The sequence below is a fragment of the Pseudomonas sp. HN8-3 genome (genome assembly GCF_020790195.1).
Lineage (GTDB): Bacteria > Pseudomonadota > Gammaproteobacteria > Pseudomonadales > Pseudomonadaceae > Aquipseudomonas > Aquipseudomonas synxantha_A.
The window spans coordinates 4613982-4634893 of sequence record NZ_CP086206.1; the positions used below are offsets into that span (position 1 = coordinate 4613982).

The window sequence follows — 20912 nt, forward strand, 5'->3', positions numbered from 1 at the left end:
GCAAATCCCCTGTTCAGATCTCGATAAATGTGATGTTCTCGCCCTTCATCTTCAACACGGCATCTTGTGAAAAAGAAGAGGGGTAGCGCACATTGGGCATATCGGCAAAATATGGCTTGGGGCTGTTGGGCAAATAGTCCGAAACATGCAGGCTGCGCTCAGCCCGGGCACGCAGGTAGGTAATGTAGGATGCGTTATGTTTGGTCGAAGCAGAAACAGTCCATTGAATGGCCAGCTTTGTTTCCACAGGCGTCTGATCCGGCGCACTGCTGCGATGAGTTACTCGATTATCCCAAATAACCAGATCGCCGGCCTTACTCATGATCGTGCGCTCGAATTTTACCGGTTCGGCGAGCCTGATCTTGACTTCATCTTTACTGAGCTTGTGCGATCCCGGCAGTAAGGTGATGCCGCCGCCCGACACAGGATCATTATCTTGAAGATAATAAGCACACTGTAAGAATTCGGGAAATGCGCTAGGCGAAATCACTTCGTCGGGAAGAAAGTACGCATCATTGTGCCATGGTATATAAACGCTCTCGCGCACCGTAAAATTCGGTAACAGCGAAAAATCCGACTGAAAAATATCCTTTATCGCCTGAATAGCACCAGGATGGAGCAGTGCATTGACCATATCACTAAATTGCAGAAACGCCGTTGGCAACAGCGTGCTCTGCTCGGTCTCTGCCAAACTATGGACATACGTTTTACGCAACTTTTCCACCTGCTCGCTGCAGAGTACTCCTGGAATAACGACGTACCCATCCCGCTCAAGCTTTTCTCGAAAGTTCATGATCTATAATCCGTTATATAGAGGGTGACCCAGGCCACCCTCCCTTTAATTCAAAGATAAAAAGTCAGACTTCAACATGCTTGGCAGCTGTCGAGCTTTCTTCAAACGACACGCCCAGACGTTCAAACTCCTGGAAGAAATCCGGAAAGGAACAATGAACGTCCTGATAACCATCCAACTCATTAAGCTGCTGGCACCGCAAGGAAGCCACAAACAATGACATGAAAATTCGATGGTCACCCCAGGCTGACAACACTGCATCACCGGCGTAACTCGGTTCACCACGAATAACGAAGCCATCGTAGACGCCGTTTTTAAACAACGGCTGTATGTCCACACCCATTTTCACCAGCTCGGTCACCATCGCCTCAATGCGTGGCGACTTGTGCAAGCGCGTAATGGAGCCGCCGGTCACTTTGAACTCACCCTGCACATAAGCACCGATCGCCGCCAGTGTCGGCACAATATTGGGGTAATCACTCGCATCGAAATGATACTTGCCTTTTAACTCAGCCAACTTATTAACAATGCGTACTTCATTGGCAGCGTCATTGAACTCAACATTGACGCCCAGCGCCTCGGCCACTTTGAGAATCGCACGCTCGCCCTGCAAACTCTTGCTGTTCATGTTCTTGAGCGTCAACTCGCCCGGAAAGATGATGCCGGCCGCGATCAAATAGGACGATGAGGTGTAGTCACCGACGATCGTATAGTTCGCGCTGCGATAGTGGCCGGGATACACCGTAATTTGTGAATAGTCAGCGTTCACCTCATAGCTGATCCCCGCGGTGCTGAGGGTTTCCAAAGTCTGCTTGATATACGAAAGCGACAGAATTTCACCGCGGATATTCACCACCGTAGGTTGTTTGGCGAGGGGGGCGCAGAACAGAATCGCAGTGATGAATTGCGAGCTGATATTGCCCTCAATCGTACACTCTCCCCCTTTATAACCCCCCCAGTTCACAATCGGGGCCTTGCCACTGTGGTTGATGCATGAAATATGGGCCCCCAGCCCTTCCAGGGCGACAAACAAAGGCTCCATGACACGCCCCCGCAGAACTTCATCACCGGTAATAACCGCCGGCGTCGTTGTAAAGCACGTCAACGCAGCAAACACTCGAAATACCAACCCGGAGCCTAGAGCGTCGATCACCTTCTTTTCGGGCTTGATCAAGCCGCCTGTGCCAGTTACCACTAATCTGCCTGGTTGCTCCTCAATAATTGCACCAATACTACGACATGCCTTTTTCATTGTTTCGGTTTCAAGGCAACGAAGGTCGTTGTAAATATAAGAAGTTCCCGAGGCGAGGCTGGCGGCAATAATTGCCCGTTGTGTTTCAGGTTTTGAGGACGGGATGGTGGCGATAGTGCCGATCGATGAGGTAGGAAAGACTTTCAAGCGTTTTTGGGTCGACATGCATTGCTCCCTAAGACAGTAGATCCAATGTGATCGGCGAGCGGGCATTACGCTCACCGACGCGACAGAAATATCTTGTTACAACCACTAAAAACCTATCCTAGGGTTTAACGCGTTTCAAATAACAAAATGGAATAAGATTGGATCCAATCTATGACTCATTGAATTTTTTCGTTTTACTTCAGTCCGTTACGGCACACAAGAAAAAGCAAAACCCATAAAAAAACCGCCATCGCTGGCGGTTTAAATTTTAAAAACTCTACTATTTCATATGGCACAACGACATCTTTGGCTATCCATTAGAAGATACCCGGGTAGGCGCCGCCATCGATAAGGATGTTCTGACCGGTCACATAGGCAGCCTGATGACTGCATAAAAAAGCGCACAATGCAGCGAACTCAGCCGGGTCACCAAAGCGCCCCGCCGGAATGGTTGCCAGTCGACTTTCAGCCATAGCGTTCACTGTTTTTCCTGAACGCTCTGCCGCCACTTGAAAGGTATTTTCCAATCGCTCGGTTTTGAACGCACCGGGGAGAATATTATTGATCGTGGTGTTTCTCGACGCGAAGTCTTTCTGACGCGCCAAGCCCGCCACAAAACCGGTAAGCCCACATCGGACTGAGGTTGAAAGCCCCAATGCATCCAGGGGCGCTTTAACCGCGCCGGAAGTTATATTGATTATCCGGCCGAAGCCTCGACCTGCCATGGAATCGATCACTGACTTGATGAGTTCGATAGGTGCCAACATATTGGTATCAATCGCTGCACGCCACTCTTGATCGGTCCACTCACGAAAGTTCCCAGGCTTGGGCCCCCCGGCATTATTGATCAATATATCAACTTGCGGGGCAGCATCGACCAATGCCTGGCGAATCGAAGGGTCAGTAATATCACCTACCACCGTGATGACTTCTCCCTCAGGGTTTCTGAGTTTCAAACGCTGTTCGGCAGCCTCTAAGTCAGGCACGCCCCGTGCGTTAATCACGATGTTTACCCCCTCGTCCGCAAGCGCCTGGGCACAGCTATAACCCAACCCTTTACTGGCAGCGCAGACGACAGCCCATTTACCTCTAATCCCTAAGTCCATCATCACTCCTCGATCAGCCGTCAACTTGCAAGCGTCGCGTATTTAGCGAGCGTGCGTCGTTATTAGTCGATATCACACAAGCCCGTGGAGTGACAAGCCGGGCATTACGCCGCGCCAGAGGCAAAAAAATACCCCTCAGCGAGGGGTACTTTTCAATTCACGCTTTACCGGGCTATTTCTTCACACCCAGCTTTTTCAGTTCTTCATCACGCAATTCACGCCGCAGAATCTTGCCGACGTTAGTTGTAGGCAACGTATCACGGAACTCAACAGCCTTGGGCACCTTGTAGCCGGTGACGTTGGCGCGCATGTGCTCCATCACCTGGTCCTTGGTGAGGGTGGCGCCTGGCTTGACCACGATGAAGATCTTGATGTGCTCTCCGGACTTCTCGTCCGGCACACCGATGGCTGCGCACTGCAACACGCCCGGCAGGCCTGCCAGTACGTCTTCCAGTTCGTTGGGGTAGACGTTGAAGCCGGAGACCAGAATCATGTCTTTCTTGCGGTCGACAATGCGCATATAGCCGTCTGGCTGGATGATCGCGATGTCACCGGTTTTCAGCCAACCTTCGCTGTCGAGCATCTCGGCGGTGGCGTCTTCGCGCTGCCAGTAGCCCTTCATGACTTGCGGGCCCTTGACGCACAGCTCGCCGGTTTCACCCAGCGCCAACTCGGTACCGTCGTCGGCGATGACTTTACACACTGTGGACGGTACCGGAATGCCAATGGTGCCGATCTGGATATGCTGGATCGGGTTCACCGTGGCCACCGGGCTGGTTTCGGTCATGCCGTAGCCTTCGCAGATACCACAGCCGGTCACGGCCTTCCAACGCTCGGCGGCCGCCAATTGCAGGGCCATGCCGCCCGACAGGGTGACTTTGAGCGCGGAGAAATCGAGTTTGCGGAAGGCTTCGTTGTTGCACAGCGCCACGAACAGGGTATTCAAGCCGACGAACCCGCTGAACTTCCACTTCGACAGTTCCTTGACCATCGCCGGCAGGTCACGCGGGTTGCTGATCAGGATGTTGTGGTTGCCGATCAGCATCATCGCCATGCAGTGAAAGGTGAAGGCATAGATGTGGTACAGCGGCAGCGGTGTGATCAGGATCTCGCAGCCTTCGTTGAGGTTGGACCCCATCAACGCCTTGCATTGCAGCATGTTGGCGACGAGGTTGCGGTGGGTCAGCATCGCGCCCTTGGCCACACCGGTGGTACCGCCGGTATATTGCAACACCGCCACATCGCTGCTGGCCGGGCTGACATCATTCACCGGCTGGCCATGGCCCTTGGCAAGCACGTTATTGAACGTGATGGCCTGGGGCAAGTGATAGGCCGGGACCATCTTCTTCACGTACTTGATCACGCTGTTGATCAGCAGGCGCTTGAACGGCGACAGCAGGTCGGCGACTTCAGTGACGATCACATGCTTGACGGCGGTCTTGGGCACGACTTTTTCAGCCAGGTGCGCCATGTTGGCCAGGCAAACCAGGGCCTTGGCCCCGGAATCATTGAATTGATGTTCCATTTCCCGCGCGGTGTACAGCGGGTTGGTGTTGACCACGATCAGGCCGGCACGAATGGCGCCGAACACGGCGACCGGGTATTGCAGGACGTTGGGCAGTTGCACGGCGATTCGATCGCCAGGCTTCAAGTCGGTATGCTGTTGCAGATACGCGGCAAATGCCCCGGACAATTCGTAGAGTTCACCGTAGGTGATGGTCTTGCCCAGGTTGCTGAAAGCCGGTTTGTTGGCGAAGCGCTGGCAGGACTGCTTCAGTACCGCCTGAATATTCGGATACTCGTCTGGATTGATCTGTGCAGCAATCCCGGCGGGGTACTTATCCTTCCAAAAGTCTTCATTCATGGAAGCCCACTCCTCAGCGACGCGAATTCATCATCGCATTTGATGCGATTATTATTGGTGTATGTTTTTAGGTGAATCTGGCGCTTTCAAGCAGGCCGAGACGTCACAAAGCGCGCCGAGAGTAGCAGCTTTGCCGAGGGCCGCCTAGAGCCAAAAGAGGGCCCTACAGTCATAAACATGACTCAAGAATATCCAATGGTCACTTTTAGAGCAAAAATTCTATATCAATGAAATACGCTCTGGAATGGGCTTTCCTGGGCGACGGATAACAAATGTGGGAGGGGGCTTGCTCCCGATAGCGGTGGATCAGCCAAAGACTCTGTTGACTGACACACTGCTATCGGGAGCAAGCCCCCTCCCACATTTTGACCCTATTTCAATTCAGGCGATGTCGCGAAGCTCGCGCCGCAGAATTTTCCCCACCGGCGTCATCGGCAAAGACTCCCTCAGCACAATGTGCTTGGGCACCTTGTACCCCGTGAAGTTGGCCTTGCAGTACGCCTTCAGCTCCTCAAGGCTCACCCCTTGGGCCCGCGCTACCACGAACAGCTTCACCGCCTCCCCCGTGCGCTCGTCCGGCACGCCGATCACCGCGCAGCTGGCTACGGCCGGGTGGGCCATCACCACATCTTCGATTTCGTTGGGATAGACATTGAAGCCGGAGACGATAATCAGGTCTTTCTTGCGATCAACAATGCTGACATAGCCGTCGGTGTCGATCACGGCAATGTCACCGGTCTTGAGCCAGCCTTCAGCGTCCAGGGTTTCGGCGGTGGCCTGGGGTTGCTGCCAGTACCCCTTCATCACCTGCGGGCCCTGGATGCATAACTCGCCGCGCTCACCCAACGGCAGTTCGTGCCCTTGATCATCAACCACTTTCATGGCGGTGCCCGGCACCGGAATGCCCACGGTCCCCAGGCGCGACAGGCCGCCGTACGGGTTGGTGCTGGCCACCGGTGAAGTTTCGGTGAGGCCGTAGCCTTCGCCGATGGAGCAACCGGTCAGCGCCTTCCACCGTTCCGCCGTGGCCTTGACCAGAGCTGTGCCGCCGGAGTTGGTGATCTTGAGATGGGAGAAATCCAGGCTCTTGAAATCCGGGTGATCCATCAACGCCACAAACAGGGTGTTGAGCCCCAGCAGCCCGGTGAAGCGCCACTGCTTGAGCTCCTTGATAAAGCCGCCAATGTCCCGTGGGTTGGTGATCAGCACGTTGTGGTTGCCGGACACCATCATGCACATGCAGTTCGCCGTGAATGCATAGATATGGTACAGCGGCAGCGGTGCGATCATGACCTCCTGCCCTTCCTTGATCAGCGGGTGGCCGTCTTCACCCAGTTGCGACATGCACGCCCGCACCTGCTGCATGTTCGCCACCAGGTTGCCATGGGTGAGCATCGCGCCCTTGGCCAGGCCGGTGGTGCCGCCGGTGTATTGCAGCACGGCAATATCGTCCAGGGTTACCGGATGGCGCGTCACCCCAAGGCCCGCGCCCATGCGCAACGCACGCTTGAACGACACAGCCCGTGGCAGGTGGTAGGCCGGGACCATCTTCTTCACCTTGTCGACCACGGTGTTGACCAGCCAGCCTTTGGCGGCGGGCATGAAGTCGCCCATCCTGGCTTCGATCAAGTAGTCGATCTCGGTGTCGGTGCAGACCTCCTGCACCCGCGAACCGAACAGGTTGAGGTACACCAGCGCCCGCACACCTGCGTCCTTGAACTGGTGGCGCATCTCGCGGGGGGTGTACAGCGGGTTGGTATTGACCACGATCAGCCCGGCGCGCAATGCGCCGAATACCGCAACCGGATAATGCAGCACATTAGGCATTTGCACCGCGATGCGCTCGCCAGGCTTGAGGTCGGTGTGCTGTTGAAGGTAACCGGCGAACGCCGCACTCTGGCGTTCAAGCTCGGCGTAGGTCAGGGTAATGCCCATGTTGCTGAACGCCGGACGGTCGGCAAAGGTCTTGCAGGAACGCTCGAAAACTTCGATCACCGACTTGTAGGTTGTGAGGTCGATGTCATTGGGAACGCCCGCTGCGCGTTTGTCATTCCAGAAATCAGGTTGCATTATTCTTGTCCTCTTACCTGAGTATGTCCGGCCGCTTTAAGCGTTTATAAAAAGCGGAGCTTTGGGGACGTTAGCAGCTATGAGCAAACAGGCAAATACGCTAAATCGTGTCATTGATTGTATGAATCTTGCGTCTAACGTGTAGGCAGATACCCCGCAACTCTGCGAATGAGCTATACACTGCAACGACCCTGAGCAAAGGAAGCCGCCATGACCCACAGCACCTTCTGGCTGACCGCGAATGACCACAGCCGCCTGTACGTCAATCAATGGCTGCCAGACACCCCGCCCAAGGCGGTGGTGATGCTCTCCCACGGCATGGCCGAACACAGTGGTCGTTATGCTCGCCTGGCCGACGCCTTGTGCAGCGCCGGCTACGGGGTGTATGCGCTGGACCAGCGCGGTCATGGGCGTACTGCCGATGAGGGCACCCTGGGGCTGTACGCTGAAAAGGATGGCTGGAACAAAGTGGTCGGCGACCTGGCCAGCCTCAACCAGCATATCGGCCAGCAAAAACCGGGCCTGCCGATTATTTTGCTCGGCCACAGCATGGGCAGCTACATCGCCCAGGGCTATTTGCTGCACCACAGCGCCAGCCTGCATGGCGCGATTCTCAGCGGTTCGAATTTCCAGCCGGTAGCGTTGTATAGCGCGGCACGCCTGATCGCACGTATCGAACGCATGCGCCAGGGGTTGCGCGGCCGCAGTGCGTTGATCGAGTTCCTGTCATTCGGCTCGTTCAACAAAGCGTTCAAACCCAATCGCACCGCCTGCGACTGGCTGAGCCGCGACCCGGACGAAGTCGACAAGTACATCAACGACCCGCTCTGCGGTTTTCGCTGCACCAACCAGTTATGGGTCGACCTGCTGGGCGGCTTGCAGCAAATCAGCAAAGCGTCCAATCTCGCGCAGATCGACCCGGGCTTGCCGATCCTGGTGATGGGCGGCGAATGTGATCCGGTAAGTGAAGGCAAGCGTCTCAAGGACCTGGCCCATGCCCTGCGTGAGGCCGGCTGCCAGAACATACAATTGAACCTCTACCCGCAGGCGCGGCATGAAGTATTCAACGAAACCAACCGTGATGAAGTCACCGCCGACCTTCTGAGCTGGCTGGAACAGGCGCTGACGTTGCGCAGGCCAGCCCGCTGCGAATAGTTTTTGCTTTAAAATCAGCCGATTAATTACCGATAAGCCACAGGATGCACCTTTAGATGACCCAGGTAACCAACACCCCGTACGAGGCGCTCGAAGTGGGCCAGACCGCCAGCTTCAGCAAGACCGTCGAAGAGCGTGATATCCAGTTGTTTGCCGCCATGTCCGGCGACCACAACCCGGTGCACCTGGATGCCGAATACGCCAAGGCAACCATGTTCAAGGAGCGCATTGCCCACGGCATGTTCAGCGGTGCGCTGATCAGTGCGGCCGTAGCCTGCGAGCTGCCTGGGCCGGGCACTATCTACATCGGCCAGCAAATGACCTTCCAGAAGCCGGTCAAGATTGGCGATACCCTTACCGTGCGTTTGGAAATCCTTGAAAAACTGCCGAAGTTTCGCGTACGCATCGCTACACGCGTATTCAACCAGCGTGATGAGTTGGTGGTAGATGGCGAGGCAGAGATTCTGGCGCCGCGCAAGCAGCAGGTGGTGACGTTGACCGAGTTGCCGCCGATCAGTATTGGCTGAGGCTGACTGCAATCTCTGCATTTACACAATACAAATGTGGGAGGGGGCTTGCCCCCGATGGCGGTGAGTCAGTCACTGAATAGGTCGACTGATTCACCGCCATCGGGAGCAAGCCCCCTCCCACAGTTGCTACAGTGCAGGTCTTACGACTGAGCACGAGCCTGGTTACGCAGGGCTTTTACCTGGTCGTGGTTGCGCTGTACGCCGTGGTACTGACGCTCCACCAGGTCACGAATGCCCAGCAGGTTGTGCTTGTTGATCTTCTCGATCGCTTCACGGTAAGCCTTCAGTGCGTGGTCTTCACCGCGCTCGGCTTCGTTCAGTACCGCTTCTTCATCCTTGCCAGTGACCATCGACTTCACGTCGACCCAGCCACGGTGCAGAGCACCCGCTACGCTGCCGGAATCTTCCGGATCGCCACCCAGGGCACGCACGGCGGTTTTCAATTCAGCGGCGGCAGTGGCGCAATCAGCAGAGCGCTTGGCAAACAGAGCCTTGAGTTCCGGATGCTTGATATCTTCAGCGCATTCCTTGAAACCCTTTTGGCCGTCGATGCTGGTTTCGATCAGGTCGTTCAGTACGGAGATCGATTCTTTATTGATGTCAGTCATTTTTCAATTCCTTGTACGGGTTAGAAGGGTGTCTTGGTTATTGCAGCGCCCGTGCCAGGTTTTTAAGAATTAACTTATCCTTTAATTTCAATAACTTATGAAATATTGAACCATCTGTATGTGCGTTATTTGCATGATCTGTCATTTGGCCTTCATGCAGAATGCCTGTATTTTCGAAGACCTCGCCTCAATCCCGCGAAGCTTATGAATCCTGAAAAACTCGAACTGCTGATCACCCGCGAAATGCCCTTCGGCAAATACAAGGGCCGGATCATCGCCGACCTGCCTGGCCCCTACCTGAACTGGTTTGCCCGTGAAGGTTTCCCCCACGGCGAATTGGGCGGTCTGCTGGCCTTGATGCAGGAAATCGACCACAACGGCCTGGCCGAACTGCTCGAACCACTGCGTGCCAAACACGGCAAACCCGCCCCCCGCCATTAAGAGACTCGCCATGCCAAGGAATGCCGACAACGAACGCCACTGGCACACCATCGCCCAGTGCTATGACCTGCAACCCGGGCCGATCAACCTGGAAAACGGCTACTTCGGGCGTATGAGCCGTGCAGTGCAGGCGCAATACCTTGAGCACATCAGCTTTATCAACCGCAGCAACTCGGTGCATGTGCGCCAACGTTTCGAGCAAGGTGAAAACGTCGAGATTCGCCGCACGCTGGCGGCATTGATTGACGTCGACCCCGAGTCGATCGCCTTCACGCGCAACGCTACCGAAGCCTTACAGTCGCTGATCCGCAACTACAACCGCCTGCAACCCGGCGACCAGGTGCTGATCAGCGATTTGGAGTACGACACGGTCAAGGGCGCCATGCGCTGGCTTGCCGATGTTCGCGGCGTGGAGGTGATCGAGGTGTCACACACCCACCCGGCCAGTTTCGACAGCCTGGTGCAGACGTATAACAAGGCGTTCGCGCAGTATCCGCGTCTTAAACTGATGGCCCTGACGCATGTCACTCACCGCACCGGCCTGGTGATGCCCGTTGCGGCCATTGCCAAGGCCGCACGCGAACAGCATATCGACGTGATCCTCGACGGCGCCCACGCCCTGGGCCAGTTCGAGTTCAACCTGGCTGAACTAGGCATCCAATTCGCGGGGTTCAACCTGCACAAATGGATGGGTGCACCGCTGACCCTGGGCTTTTTATATATCGCCCCCGAGCGCCTAGCCGATATCGACCCGGACATGGGCGAGTTTCACTACCCGGCCACGGATGTGCGCGCTCGTACGTCCTACAGCACACCGAACTTTCCCGCGCTGATGACCTTGCCGTTGGTGTTTGAAGAACATCGGCAATTGGGTGGCGCCGCGGCCAAGGGTGCGCGGGTCAATTACCTGCGGGATCTGTGGGTAAACCAGGTGCGCCCCTTGCCGGGTATTGAAGTGCTGACCTCGGATGATCCGCGGCTGTATTGCGGGATCACCGCGTTCAAGTTCCTCGGGCGGGATCAGCAGGTGATGGTGGATCGTATGCTCAGGGACTACGACTTGTTTACCACCACGCGTGTGGGTGCGTCGTTTGGCACCTGTATTCGGGTGACACCAGGGTTGGTGACATCGGCAGCGGACATCGACGTGCTAGTCAACGCCATTAACCAGTTGAGCACAGATTAAACATGTGGGAGCTGGCTTGCCTGCGATGGCGGTGTATCAGCGCAAGAGATGTCAGCTGACCCACCGCTATCGCAGGCAAGCCAGCTCCCACAGTTGAACATCGGTGTTCTTGAGGTTTCTGCAGACAAAAAAAAGCGGCACACCGACCAAGTGCACCGCAAAAATGCCGTTAAGCACAGCAACAACGATTCTGTAAATCCGCTCAGTCCAGCAGCGCCAGCGCCTGTGCGGTAACTTCCTGAATGCGTGCCCAGTCGCCGTTCCTGACCCACTCAGGATCAAGCATCCAGCTACCGCCCACGCACATCACGTTTTTCAACGCCATGTAGCTTTTGATATTGGCCGGGCCAACGCCGCCGGTCGGGCAGAATTTCACTTCGCCAAACGGGCCGCCCAGGGCCTTGATGGCCGCGACGCCGCCGCTGACTTCGGCCGGGAACAACTTGAAGCGGCGGTAACCCAGGCCGTAGCCTTCCATGATACCGGAGGCATTGCTGATGCCCGGCAGCAGCGGGATCGGGCTGTGTACCGAGGCTTCCAGCAGGTCGCGGGTAATGCCAGGGGTAACGATAAATTGCGAACCTGCCACTTCGGCCGCTTCGAGCATGTGACGATCAAGCACGGTACCGGCACCGGTGCACAGTTCAGGACGTTGCTCGCGCAAGACCTGAATGGCCTTGAGGCCGAACTCGGAACGCAGGGTCACCTCCAACGCGGTCAAACCGCCGGCTGCCAGGGCGTCGGCCAACGGCAGGATGTCCTGCTCGCGGGCGATGGTGATCACCGGCAGGATCCGCGCCTTGGCGCAGAGGCTGTCGATCAAGGCAACTTTATCCGCCATGGACACGGTCGGTTGAGGGCTTTTCATAGCGGCTGATCCTTGGCTCATGGGCACCAGTAAATCTCTAGAGTAGGTTGCAAAAACGCGCGAATCGGCATGGCAGCAACATCGTCGCTGGCCAGCGCGGCGCTCAAGGTGGTCAATTTCGAACTGCCGGAAATCGACAGCACGGTGTAGTTGGCCGTCGCCAGCAGCGCACGACTCATGGTCAGGCGCTGGTGCGGCACGGTTGGCGCCAGCATCGGCCAGCAACGGCGAGTACCGTCGGCCTTCAGTGCGTCAGACAGGTTGGGGCTGTTGGGGAACAGCGAGGCGGTGTGGCCGTCATCGCCCATGCCCAGCACCAGCACATCAATGCCGGGCAGTTCGGCCAGCAGGCGATCGGCCTGCTCGGCAGCGTCTTCAAGGTTGGCGGCGGCACTGTACAGACTGAGGAACCTGGCCGCGGCTGCCGGGCCTTGCAGCAGGTGCTGCTTCAACAGGCCGGCATTGCTGTCGGCGTGTTCGACCGGTACCCAGCGTTCATCGGCCAGGGTGACAGTGACCCTGGACCAGTCCAGCCCCTGCTTGGCCAGGTTCTGGAAAAACGCCACGGGGCTGCGTCCACCGGACACCACCAGCGTCGCCTCGCCACGGGCGCTGATGGCAGCGCGCAGTTGTTCGGCCACGTCATGGGCCAGGCCATCGGCCAGCAGCGTGGGCGTACGGTACTCATGGGCAGTAACGCCCTGAGGCAGTTTCAATTCAGATATCGCCATACCACGACCTCCCATCCCGCGTAATCAGTGCAATCGAGCTCATCGGCCCCCAGGACCCCGCCGCATACGGCTTGGGTGCATCACCGGACTTTTTCCAGCCGGCGATCAACTGGTCACACCACTTCCACGCAGCTTCGATTTCATCTTTGCGAACAAACAGGTTCTGATTGCCGCGCATCACTTCCAGCAACAACCGCTCGTAGGCATCCGGGATGCGTGCGCTGCGATAGGTGTCGGAAAAATTCAGTTGCAGTGGCCCGCTGCGCAGTTGCATGCCCTTGTCCAGGCCCTGCTCTTTGGTCATCACGCGCAAGGAAATACCTTCGTCCGGTTGCAGGCGAATGATCAGCTTGTTGCTGATCTGCAGGCGCTGCTCGGGGGCGAAGATGTAGTGGGACGGTTCCTTGAAATGGATGACAATCTGCGACAGCTTTTGCGGCATACGTTTGCCAGTACGCAGGTAGAACGGCACCCCGGCCCAACGCCAGTTGCGAATATCGGCACGCAGGGCGACGAAGGTTTCGGTGTCGCTCTGGGTGTTGGAATTGTCTTCTTCCAGATAACCCGGCACGGCTTTGCCCGCACTGTAGCCGGCAATGTATTGGCCGCGTACCACCTGGGTGGTCAGGCCCTCGGGGCTGATCGGCGCCAGGGCCTTGAGCACCTTGACCTTCTCGTCGCGGATACTGTCGGCGGACAGGTCGGCCGGCGGGTCCATGGCGATCAGGCACAGCAACTGCAGCAGGTGGTTCTGGATCATGTCACGCAGCTGGCCGGCCTTGTCGAAGTAGCCCCAACGGCCTTCGATGCCGACCTGCTCGGCCACGGTGATTTCCACGTGGGAAATGTAGTTCTGGTTCCACTGGGTTTCGAACAAACTGTTGGCGAAACGCAGGGCGATCAGGTTCTGGACGGTTTCTTTGCCCAGATAGTGGTCGATACGGTAGGTGCGGTTTTCCGGGAAAAACTGCGCCACCGCATCGTTGACCTTGCGCGAGGATTCCAGGTCAGAACCGATGGGCTTTTCCAGGACCACGCGGGTGTTTTCCGCCAGGCCCACCTTGGACAGGTTCTCGCAGATAGCCCCGTACACCGCCGCGGGGGTAGCGAAGTAGGCGATCAGGCGTTGTTCGCCGCCGACCTTCTCGGCAAGGGCGACGTAGTCGTCAGCCTTCATGAAGTCGACATGCACGTAGGCCAGGCGCGCAAGGAAGCGCGCGGCCACGGCCTCGTCGAGTTCCTTGCCGACGTATTTACGCAATTCTTTTTCGATATGGGCCAGGTGTTGCTGCTCGCTGCCGGCTTCACGGGCCAGGGCCAGGATGCGTGTATCGTCGTGCAGCAGCCCGGCGCCATCGAGTTGATAGAGGGCAGGAAATAACTTGCGCAGCGCCAGATCACCCAAGGCGCCAAACAGGGCAAAGGTGCAGGGTTCTACGGTTATCGAAGGCATGATGTTTGTTCTTTTATCAAGTTAAGCTACAAATACCTTTTTTCAAGGCATCACTCAAGGAAAAATGTAGTAATAACCACAACATTTTCCGGAAATACGCATTGCGAGTGGTGGTGTTCAGCTACCCTCAGTAGGATAGGCCACCGCGAAAAGCCAGTCGTCGATTGGTTGCCGCCCTTTATTTGCATCGTCGCCCGAAGGAAAGACTGAATGGACCGCGTGCGAAATCTTCTGGAACAGATCCGGAACCGCCTCGAAGAATTAAACAAGGCCGAGCGCAAAGTCGCTGAAGTCATCCTGCTCAACCCGCAGCAGGCTACACGCTTCTCGATCGCCGCCCTCGCCCAGGCCGCCTCGGTCAGCGAACCGACGGTCAACCGCTTCTGCCGTTCGTTCGGCGTCAGCGGTTACCCTGAACTTAAATTGCAGCTGGCGCAAAGCCTGGCCAGTGGCGCCGCGTATGTCAGCCGTGCCGTGGAGGCCGATGATAACCCCGAGGCCTACACCCAGAAGATCTTTGGCAGCGCCATTGCGTCCCTGGACAGCGCTTGCCAGGCCCTGGACCCGGCGCTGATCAGCAAGGCGGTGGACTTGTTGATCCAGGCGCGCCAGATCCACTTCTTCGGCCTGGGCGCCTCGGCGCCGGTGGCCATGGATGCGCTGCACAAATTTTTCCGCTTCAACCTGGCAGTGACCGCTCATGCGGACGTGCTGATGCAGCGCATGATCGCTTCGGTAGCGCATACCGGCGAGCTGTTCGTGATCATTTCCTACACCGGACGCACACGCGAACTGGTGGAAGTGGCGCGTATCGCCAGGGAAAACGGTGCGTCAGTGTTGGGCGTGACCGCCGAAAACTCGCCGCTTGCCAAGGCCAGTACAGTAAGCCTGAACATCCCGTTGCCGGAAGACACCGATATCTACATGCCGATGACTTCTCGGATCATCCAATTGACCGTGCTGGATGTGCTGGCGACCGGCATGACCCTGCGTCGCGGGGTGGATTTCCAGCCGCATTTGCGCAAGATCAAAGAGAGTTTGAATGACAGCCGGTATCCGGTGGGGGATGAGTTCAACTAAGCCTGGACCTGTGTTGGCTGCACTGGCCTCATCGGGAGCAAGCCCCCTCCCACAGTTTGATGTGTGAATACCTTCAAATGTGGGAGCTGGCTTGCCTGCGATAGCGCCATCAGCCACACCGCTAAGCTCCAGCCCGAGCCTGCAGACTCAAATGCGCCCTCTCCCCCGGCGCCAGGCTCGCACCGGCCATCGCCGACTCCACGCACACAAACCCCGACGCCTCGTTAAAGCTCACGCCCAACAGCGGTCGGCTACCTGGATGCCACACCACCGTGTCGGCGCTGTCGCCGGTGTCGATGCACAATTCACGCTGCCAGGCGTGGTCCTTGAGCTGTAGTTCGCCCTCATGCTGGAACACCCGCTGGCAACCGCCATCGACCCGCAGTTCACCTTCCTGCTGGCAGACCTGACGGTTGAGCTGATCATAACCTTGCGCGCCGTCGAGCCCAGACAGCGCTACCTCGTCAACGTGACCAATACGCCAGTAAGCGTGCAAAGCATGGCTCAACTGGCACGGCAACTCGTCCTGGTGCTCGGTGCTCAGGCGCAGTTCCAGGGTTTCGCCCAAGTGCGCGTGCAAGTCCACCTGCCAGTCGCACAATTGCAATTGCCAGTGCAGGCGCACGCCATCGTCATCGGTGCTGCTGTCGAGCAGCTTCCAGTCAATCAGGCGCGCCCAGCCATGGGACGGCCACGCGTTTTCGCTGGGGTGACGGCCATACCACGGCCAGCACACCGGTACGCCACCACGGATAGCCCCGACTTGCGGCCATTTGGCGGCACACCACAGCCACGGCTTCTGGCCCGTCGGTTGAAAGTGCAGCAATTGCGCACCCTGGCGACTGAACACCGCCTGGCACAGGGGGTGGTCGATCACCAACACATCGCGCATCTGAAAGCGCTCCCAGGCGAACACCGGTCGCTCGCGCAGGGATTTGAAAAAGCGTTGCAGCGGTTGCTCATGCATGTGCACAGGTTCCGAATATCACAGTGCAAGCCAAAAAAAAGCGGATAGCCATGGCTACCCGCAAATGCGCACAGAGAGAGGAGCTTATCGCAACAGCGTTAGAAGGTAGACTGAATTTTCAGGCCGGCGACCAAGGCGTTGTCGACTTGATCCACACCACCTGGGTGGGTGATGTATTGCAGGTTAGGGCGTACGGTCAGCCAATTGGTGACATGGAAGCCGTAGTTGATTTCGTAGTTGTATTCGGTACCTTGCAGCGGCATGTAACCGGCCTGGCTGTAGTCAGTAAAACCACCTGCCGCGTTACGCAGCTCTGCGGTTTTCTTCACGTCATCGTTGACATGGATACGGGCAAAACCGATGCCGATGTCATCCTTTGGACGCGCATCGAACGGGCCCTTGTACACAAACATCAGCGACTGATAGTTGTCGATGAAGTTGGTGTCCTTGTCGTGGAAGGTGACGTTAGCCGCAACGTTCAGACCACGGGAGGCATCACCATTGTGAGTGGTGAGTTGCTGTTGCACCACGCCCCAGTAGCCGCTTTTGCTGTTGCGAACGCGCAGGGCATCGCCAGTGGCGCCAGCGTCGCCGCCATTGACGTCTTCGCGCACATCATCAGCGTCAGCCGTGCTCTTGTAGTAACCCACGCGGTACTCGCCCGGCAGGCCATTGACCTTCGGCGACCACACCAATTCAACTGGCAACACGGTGCCCTTGGTACCGCTGCCGCTGAGCTTGAAGCCGTTGCCCATTTCGGTTTGCGATGGGTTCTGGTTGTACGCGCCAATTTGCGCATACAGTTCAGGCGTGATGTGGTATTTCACACGCAGAGCGGCCTGGCTGACGGGCCAGTTGTACCAGATGTTGGTGGCCCAGTTACCCACTTGGGAACCGCAGAACGCCAGGTTCTGGAACTCGCAGGGGAAGGTGTTGAAGTCTTCGCCTTCACCGAAGTAACCGGCTTTGACGTCCAGCTTGCCGTCGAGGAACTGATGCTGGATCCACAGTTGGGTCAGACGCACCATGTGGCCACGGCCATACACTTCCTGCGATGAACTCAAGGTGCCAGCACGCGGGTCACCAACACGGTCGTTGGAGATGTTCTCGCCATTACGATTGGTCAACTGGATCTTGGCCTGGGTGTTATCCCAGCCCCACAGTTTTTGCAGGTCCAGTGCCACGCCAAGACCAAACTGGTCAGAGTAGCGACCGGTCTTGTCGTCGTTATAACCGCCGTGGGCGTTGTAGCCCATCTCCCCAACGTAGTCGGCCTTGATGTCGATACCTTGCTCGATCAGCTTGGTACGCTCACCGCCCCAATCGCCGGTCATCCATTTGGAATCGGCACTGAAGGCTTCATCCGCCATCGCATTGGCGGACAAAACCAGGACTGCTACCGCTGACAGCTGGCAGATCAGCCGGGTGTTGTTGTGTTGCTTTTTCATCCCTACATCCTCGTCTTTATTGTTATTAAACTGTTTTTATCTAACGCGGGTTACATTTTTTAACTAAAACAACTGGTTATCTTCTTTTTCCTGTGGGAACCGGGCTTGCCCGCGATGCAGGCGCCTCGGTCCTGCAGTTACAACGCGGTGACGCCATCGCGGGCAAGCCCGGCTCCCACAGATGCCCCCAGTGAGCCAGCAGTCCCCAATCGCTCACCGGTCTTGGCGTCAAACAGCAACACCTTGGCCGGGTCGAATTGCAGCGTCAGTGTCTCACCCACCTGCGGCGCGACGTCCGGCGCCAAACGGCAGCAGACCTTGGTGTCGTTGAGCTGCACAAACACCAGCGTGTCCGGGCCGGTCGGCTCGGTCACCTGCACTTCGGCACGAATACTCGACGAGCCATTGCCCTCGCCCGCCGCCAACACGATCTGCTCCGGGCGCAGGCCGAGGATCACATCGCGGTCTTCAAGCCCGGCGTCATTCATGCTCAGCGGCAACTCGCAACGGGCCTGGCCGCTGTCCAGCAGCGCGACCAGGCGACCGTCCTTGCGTTGCAGGCGCAAAGGCACGAAGTTCATCGGTGGTGAACCGATAAAGCTTGCCACAAACAGGTTGGCCGGGTCGTTATAGATTTCTTTCGGCGTGCCGAATTGTTGGATGATGCCGTCCTTCATCACCGCCACTTTGTCGCCCAGGGTCATTGCTTCGATCTGGTCGTGGGTGACGTAGACGGTGGTGGTTTTCAGACGCTGGTGCATCAGCTTCATTTCGGTGCGCATCTCGACGCGCAATTTGGCGTCGAGGTTGGACAGCGGTTCGTCGAACAGGTAGATCTTCGGCCGGCGCGCCAGCGCTCGGCCCATGGCCACACGCTGCTGCTGGCCACCGGACAGTTGGCCCGGCTTGCGGTTGAGCAGGTGTTCGATCTGCAGCAGCTTGGCCACGCGTGCGACTTCGGCGTCGATGTCGGCTTGCGGCATCTTGCGAATCTTCAGGCCGAACTCGATGTTCTCGCGCACGCTCATGGTCGGGTACAGCGCATAGGACTGGAACACCATGGCGATGTCGCGATCCTTGGGGCTCATGCCGCTGACATCCTGGTCGCCGATCATGATCGCGCCGCCGGTGATGGTCTCAAGGCCGGCGATGCAGTTCATCAGCGTGGACTTGCCGCACCCCGAAGGGCCGACCAGGATCAGGAATTCGCCTTCCTTGATCGACAGTTCGATGTTCTTCAAGGTGTCGGGCAGGCCGGCGCCGTAGGTTTTGTTTACATTGCGAAGTTCAAGCGTAGCCATGATTACCCCTTGACCGCGCCGGCCGTGAGGCCGCGCACGAAATACTTGCCTGCGATCACATAGACCAGCAGGGTCGGCAGCCCGGCGATCATCGCCGCCGCCATATCCACGTTATATTCCTTGGCCCCGGTGCTGGTGTTGACCAGGTTGTTCAGCGCCACCGTGATGGGCTGCGAGTCGCCACTGGAGAACACCACGCCGAACAGGAAGTCGTTCCAGATCTGTGTGAACTGCCAGATCAGGCAGACCATGATGATCGGCGTCGACATCGGCAGAATGATCTGCCGGAAGATGGTGAAGAAACCCGCACCGTCCAGGCGTGCCGCCTTGATCAGCGCATCCGGGATGCTGACGTAGTAGTTACGGAAAAACAGCGTGGTGAACGCCAGGCCGTAGACCACGTGGATAAACACCAGGCCGGTGGTGGTGCTGGCCAGGCCCATCTTGCCGAGGGTGAACGACGCGGGCAGCAGCACGGTCTGGAACGGCAGGAAGCAGCCGAACAGCAACAATCCAAAGAACAGTTGCGAGCCTCGGAAGCGCCAGAACGACAACACATAGCCATTCAAGGCCCCGATGGCGGTGGAAATCAGCACGGCTGGAACGGTGATCTTGATCGAGTTCCAGAAGTAACCATCCACAGTGGCCCAGGCCTTGACCCAGCCGATGCCACTGACCACGGTCGGCCAGCTCAGCAGGTTGCCGCTGCTGATGTCTTCGGGAGTCTTGAAGCTGGTGAGCAGCATCACCACCAGCGGCACCAGGTACAGCAGCACGGCGAGGATCAGCACCGCATAGATCGCGATACGACTCAGGCTGATGGCGGGTTTGGAGGCGAGACTAGTCATTACGTTTGGTCCTCAGCTCGGAGTAGAGGTACGGCACGATGATCGCGAGGATCGCACCGAGCATCAGGATTGCACTGGCCGAGCCCATGCCCATCTGGCCACGGCTGAAGGTGAACGAGTACATGAACATCGCCGGCAGATCGGACGAATAGCCCGGGCCACCCGCGGTCATCGCCGCCACCAGGTCGAAGCTCTTGATCGCAATGTGCGCCAGGATCATCACTGCACTGAAGAACACCGGACGCAGGCTTGGCAGCACCACGCTCCAATAGATGCGCGGCAGGCTGGCACCGTCGATCTGGGCGGCGCGGATGATCGATTGATCAACCCCACGCAGGCCAGCCAGGAACATCGCCATGATAAAGCCCGAGGCTTGCCACACAGCGGCGATCACCAAGCAGTAGACCACGCGGTCGGGGTCGATCAGCCAGTCGAGACGGAAGCCTTCCCAGCCCCAATCCCGCAGAAGTTTGTCCAGGCCCATGCCCGGGTTGAGCAGCCATTTCCAGGCGGTACCGGTGACGATCATCGAAAGCGCCATCGGGTACAGGTAAATGGTGCGGATAAAGCCTTCGCGGCGGATTTTCTGGTCGAGGAAAATCGCCAGCAGCACACCGATCACCAGGGTGATGCCGATGAACATGCCGCCGAATACGGCCAGGTTCTTGCTCGCCACCCACCAGCGGTCGTTGTCGAACAGCCGCTGATACTGCGCCAGGCCCGCCCATTTGTAGCTGGGCAGGAACGTGGAAGTGGTGAACGACAGCACGAACGTCCACAGGATGTAGCCGTAAAAGCCTACCAGCACGATGAACATGCTCGGCGCCAGCACCAGTTTGGGTAGCCAGCGTTGCAGCACATCGAACGGCGAGGCCTTGCTGAACACAGCAACAGAACTCATGGGAAAATCCACTACAGGGAAAAAGGACTACAAGGTGAGTCTCTTGTCGAACGCGGTTTGTGTGGGAGCTGGCTCGCCTGCGATGGCATCACCTCGGTGTCACCGGTACACCGAGTTGTCTGCATCGCGGGCAAGCCCGGCTCCCACAAAAATCCGCTACCAA

General features: G+C 57.5%; 19 protein-coding genes. 5 read left to right on the top strand and 14 right to left on the bottom strand.

What is annotated here, in order from left to right; all coding sequences use genetic code 11:
* Window positions 1–13: 13 nt before the first annotated feature.
* The 5 genes from LJX92_RS20520 to fadD2 all read right to left on the bottom strand — a co-directional run bounded on the left by LJX92_RS20520 (window position 14) and on the right by fadD2 (window position 7232).
* On the bottom strand, window positions 14–793 hold the full coding sequence (locus LJX92_RS20520; protein WP_148852596.1) for a phytanoyl-CoA dioxygenase family protein: 780 nt from the start codon (window positions 791–793) through the stop codon (window positions 14–16).
* Window positions 794–857: 64 nt separating this feature from the next.
* Window positions 858–2210 (bottom strand): 3-phosphoshikimate 1-carboxyvinyltransferase, encoded by a 1353-nt coding sequence (gene aroA / locus LJX92_RS20525; protein WP_032879766.1) that lies wholly within the window; start codon window positions 2208–2210, stop codon window positions 858–860.
* A 299-nt stretch (window positions 2211–2509) separates the two neighbouring features.
* Window positions 2510–3298 carry an SDR family oxidoreductase gene (locus LJX92_RS20530; protein ID WP_228308887.1) on the bottom strand — a complete coding sequence of 263 codons (789 nt, stop codon included), beginning with the start codon at window positions 3296–3298 and terminating at the stop codon, window positions 2510–2512.
* A 172-nt stretch (window positions 3299–3470) separates the two neighbouring features.
* On the bottom strand, window positions 3471–5162 hold the full coding sequence (gene fadD1, locus LJX92_RS20535) for a long-chain-fatty-acid--CoA ligase FadD1 (protein WP_228308888.1): 1692 nt from the start codon (window positions 5160–5162) through the stop codon (window positions 3471–3473).
* Between the two features lie 381 nt (window positions 5163–5543).
* Window positions 5544–7232, bottom strand: coding sequence for a long-chain-fatty-acid--CoA ligase FadD2 (fadD2, locus tag LJX92_RS20540; protein WP_032879763.1), 1689 nt, complete (start codon window positions 7230–7232; stop codon window positions 5544–5546).
* 210 nt (window positions 7233–7442) lie between these two features.
* Between fadD2 and LJX92_RS20545 the strand changes: the two genes are divergently transcribed.
* Together LJX92_RS20545 and LJX92_RS20550 are read left to right on the top strand one after the other, a co-directional pair.
* On the top strand, window positions 7443–8387 hold the full coding sequence (locus tag LJX92_RS20545) for an alpha/beta hydrolase (protein ID WP_228308889.1): 945 nt from the start codon (window positions 7443–7445) through the stop codon (window positions 8385–8387).
* Between the two features lie 56 nt (window positions 8388–8443).
* On the top strand, window positions 8444–8914 hold the full coding sequence (locus LJX92_RS20550; RefSeq protein ID WP_003193747.1) for a MaoC family dehydratase: 471 nt from the start codon (window positions 8444–8446) through the stop codon (window positions 8912–8914).
* Window positions 8915–9057: 143 nt separating this feature from the next.
* Here LJX92_RS20550 and LJX92_RS20555 read toward each other — a convergent pair whose 3' ends face one another.
* Window positions 9058–9525: a ferritin-like domain-containing protein gene (locus LJX92_RS20555; protein ID WP_003175720.1), complete on the bottom strand. Its 468-nt coding sequence runs from the start codon at window positions 9523–9525 to the stop codon at window positions 9058–9060.
* 204 nt (window positions 9526–9729) lie between these two features.
* On the opposite strand from LJX92_RS20555, the gene LJX92_RS20560 reads away from it, so the two are divergent.
* Window positions 9730–9966: a DUF3820 family protein gene (locus LJX92_RS20560; RefSeq protein ID WP_005790761.1), complete on the top strand. Its 237-nt coding sequence runs from the start codon at window positions 9730–9732 to the stop codon at window positions 9964–9966.
* A gap of 10 nt (window positions 9967–9976) precedes the next feature.
* The gene (locus LJX92_RS20565) at window positions 9977–11152 is read left to right on the top strand and encodes an aminotransferase class V-fold PLP-dependent enzyme (protein WP_032879761.1); all 1176 of its coding nucleotides are present in this window, start codon (window positions 9977–9979) and stop codon (window positions 11150–11152) included.
* A 202-nt stretch (window positions 11153–11354) separates the two neighbouring features.
* Here the strand turns inward: LJX92_RS20565 and LJX92_RS20570 are convergent, their stop codons facing one another.
* Genes LJX92_RS20570 through zwf form a run of 3 tightly spaced genes read right to left on the bottom strand, consistent with a single transcriptional unit; the run spans window position 11355 to window position 14204 of the window.
* Window positions 11355–12020: a bifunctional 4-hydroxy-2-oxoglutarate aldolase/2-dehydro-3-deoxy-phosphogluconate aldolase gene (locus tag LJX92_RS20570; protein WP_032803689.1), complete on the bottom strand. Its 666-nt coding sequence runs from the start codon at window positions 12018–12020 to the stop codon at window positions 11355–11357.
* Window positions 12021–12037: 17 nt separating this feature from the next.
* Window positions 12038–12751: a 6-phosphogluconolactonase gene (pgl, locus tag LJX92_RS20575; RefSeq protein ID WP_216092013.1), complete on the bottom strand. Its 714-nt coding sequence runs from the start codon at window positions 12749–12751 to the stop codon at window positions 12038–12040.
* Window positions 12738–14204, bottom strand: coding sequence for a glucose-6-phosphate dehydrogenase (gene zwf, locus LJX92_RS20580; RefSeq protein WP_032879759.1), 1467 nt, complete (start codon window positions 14202–14204; stop codon window positions 12738–12740). Before zwf ends, pgl begins: the two co-directional genes overlap by 14 nt.
* A 219-nt stretch (window positions 14205–14423) precedes the next feature.
* Here zwf and LJX92_RS20585 point away from each other — a divergent pair, with 219 nt between their 5' ends.
* Complete coding sequence (locus LJX92_RS20585; protein ID WP_169856377.1) at window positions 14424–15284, top strand: MurR/RpiR family transcriptional regulator; 861 nt, start codon at window positions 14424–14426, stop codon at window positions 15282–15284.
* 121 nt (window positions 15285–15405) lie between these two features.
* Here LJX92_RS20585 and LJX92_RS20590 read toward each other — a convergent pair whose 3' ends face one another.
* The 5 genes from LJX92_RS20590 to LJX92_RS20610 all read right to left on the bottom strand — a co-directional run bounded on the left by LJX92_RS20590 (window position 15406) and on the right by LJX92_RS20610 (window position 20749).
* Window positions 15406–16251 (bottom strand): D-hexose-6-phosphate mutarotase, encoded by an 846-nt coding sequence (locus LJX92_RS20590; protein ID WP_005790774.1) that lies wholly within the window; start codon window positions 16249–16251, stop codon window positions 15406–15408.
* A 98-nt stretch (window positions 16252–16349) separates the two neighbouring features.
* On the bottom strand, window positions 16350–17699 hold the full coding sequence (locus LJX92_RS20595) for a carbohydrate porin (protein WP_228308890.1): 1350 nt from the start codon (window positions 17697–17699) through the stop codon (window positions 16350–16352).
* A gap of 137 nt (window positions 17700–17836) precedes the next feature.
* Window positions 17837–19000 carry an ABC transporter ATP-binding protein gene (locus tag LJX92_RS20600; protein ID WP_103734747.1) on the bottom strand — a complete coding sequence of 388 codons (1164 nt, stop codon included), beginning with the start codon at window positions 18998–19000 and terminating at the stop codon, window positions 17837–17839.
* 2 nt (window positions 19001–19002) lie between these two features.
* A complete protein-coding gene (locus LJX92_RS20605; RefSeq protein ID WP_005790778.1) occupies window positions 19003–19848 on the bottom strand; it encodes a carbohydrate ABC transporter permease in 846 nt (281 codons plus the stop codon).
* A complete protein-coding gene (locus LJX92_RS20610; protein WP_003193765.1) occupies window positions 19841–20749 on the bottom strand; it encodes a carbohydrate ABC transporter permease in 909 nt (302 codons plus the stop codon). Before LJX92_RS20610 ends, LJX92_RS20605 begins: the two co-directional genes overlap by 8 nt.
* Window positions 20750–20912 lie beyond the last annotated feature (163 nt).

Excerpts from the sequence above, each read along its gene's own strand:
- zwf (WP_032879759.1), bottom strand. The coding sequence starts at position 14,204 with ATGCCTTCGATAACCGTAGAACCCTGCACCTTTGCCCTGTTTGGCGCC.
- fadD2 (WP_032879763.1), bottom strand. The coding sequence starts at position 7,232 with ATGCAACCTGATTTCTGGAATGACAAACGCGCAGCGGGCGTTCCCAAT.
- LJX92_RS20610 (WP_003193765.1), bottom strand. The coding sequence starts at position 20,749 with ATGAGTTCTGTTGCTGTGTTCAGCAAGGCCTCGCCGTTCGATGTGCTG.
- LJX92_RS20590 (WP_005790774.1), bottom strand. The coding sequence starts at position 16,251 with ATGCATGAGCAACCGCTGCAACGCTTTTTCAAATCCCTGCGCGAGCGA.
- LJX92_RS20530 (WP_228308887.1), bottom strand. The coding sequence starts at position 3,298 with ATGGACTTAGGGATTAGAGGTAAATGGGCTGTCGTCTGCGCTGCCAGT.
- fadD1 (WP_228308888.1), bottom strand. The coding sequence starts at position 5,162 with ATGAATGAAGACTTTTGGAAGGATAAGTACCCCGCCGGGATTGCTGCA.
- LJX92_RS20520 (WP_148852596.1), bottom strand. The coding sequence starts at position 793 with ATGAACTTTCGAGAAAAGCTTGAGCGGGATGGGTACGTCGTTATTCCA.
- LJX92_RS20545 (WP_228308889.1), top strand. The coding sequence starts at position 7,443 with ATGACCCACAGCACCTTCTGGCTGACCGCGAATGACCACAGCCGCCTG.
- LJX92_RS20550 (WP_003193747.1), top strand. The coding sequence starts at position 8,444 with ATGACCCAGGTAACCAACACCCCGTACGAGGCGCTCGAAGTGGGCCAG.
- LJX92_RS20570 (WP_032803689.1), bottom strand. The coding sequence starts at position 12,020 with ATGAAAAGCCCTCAACCGACCGTGTCCATGGCGGATAAAGTTGCCTTG.
- LJX92_RS20595 (WP_228308890.1), bottom strand. The coding sequence starts at position 17,699 with ATGAAAAAGCAACACAACAACACCCGGCTGATCTGCCAGCTGTCAGCG.
- LJX92_RS20555 (WP_003175720.1), bottom strand. The coding sequence starts at position 9,525 with ATGACTGACATCAATAAAGAATCGATCTCCGTACTGAACGACCTGATC.
- LJX92_RS20605 (WP_005790778.1), bottom strand. The coding sequence starts at position 19,848 with ATGACTAGTCTCGCCTCCAAACCCGCCATCAGCCTGAGTCGTATCGCG.
- pgl (WP_216092013.1), bottom strand. The coding sequence starts at position 12,751 with ATGGCGATATCTGAATTGAAACTGCCTCAGGGCGTTACTGCCCATGAG.
- LJX92_RS20565 (WP_032879761.1), top strand. The coding sequence starts at position 9,977 with ATGCCAAGGAATGCCGACAACGAACGCCACTGGCACACCATCGCCCAG.
- LJX92_RS20560 (WP_005790761.1), top strand. The coding sequence starts at position 9,730 with ATGAATCCTGAAAAACTCGAACTGCTGATCACCCGCGAAATGCCCTTC.
- aroA (WP_032879766.1), bottom strand. The coding sequence starts at position 2,210 with ATGTCGACCCAAAAACGCTTGAAAGTCTTTCCTACCTCATCGATCGGC.
- LJX92_RS20600 (WP_103734747.1), bottom strand. The coding sequence starts at position 19,000 with ATGGCTACGCTTGAACTTCGCAATGTAAACAAAACCTACGGCGCCGGC.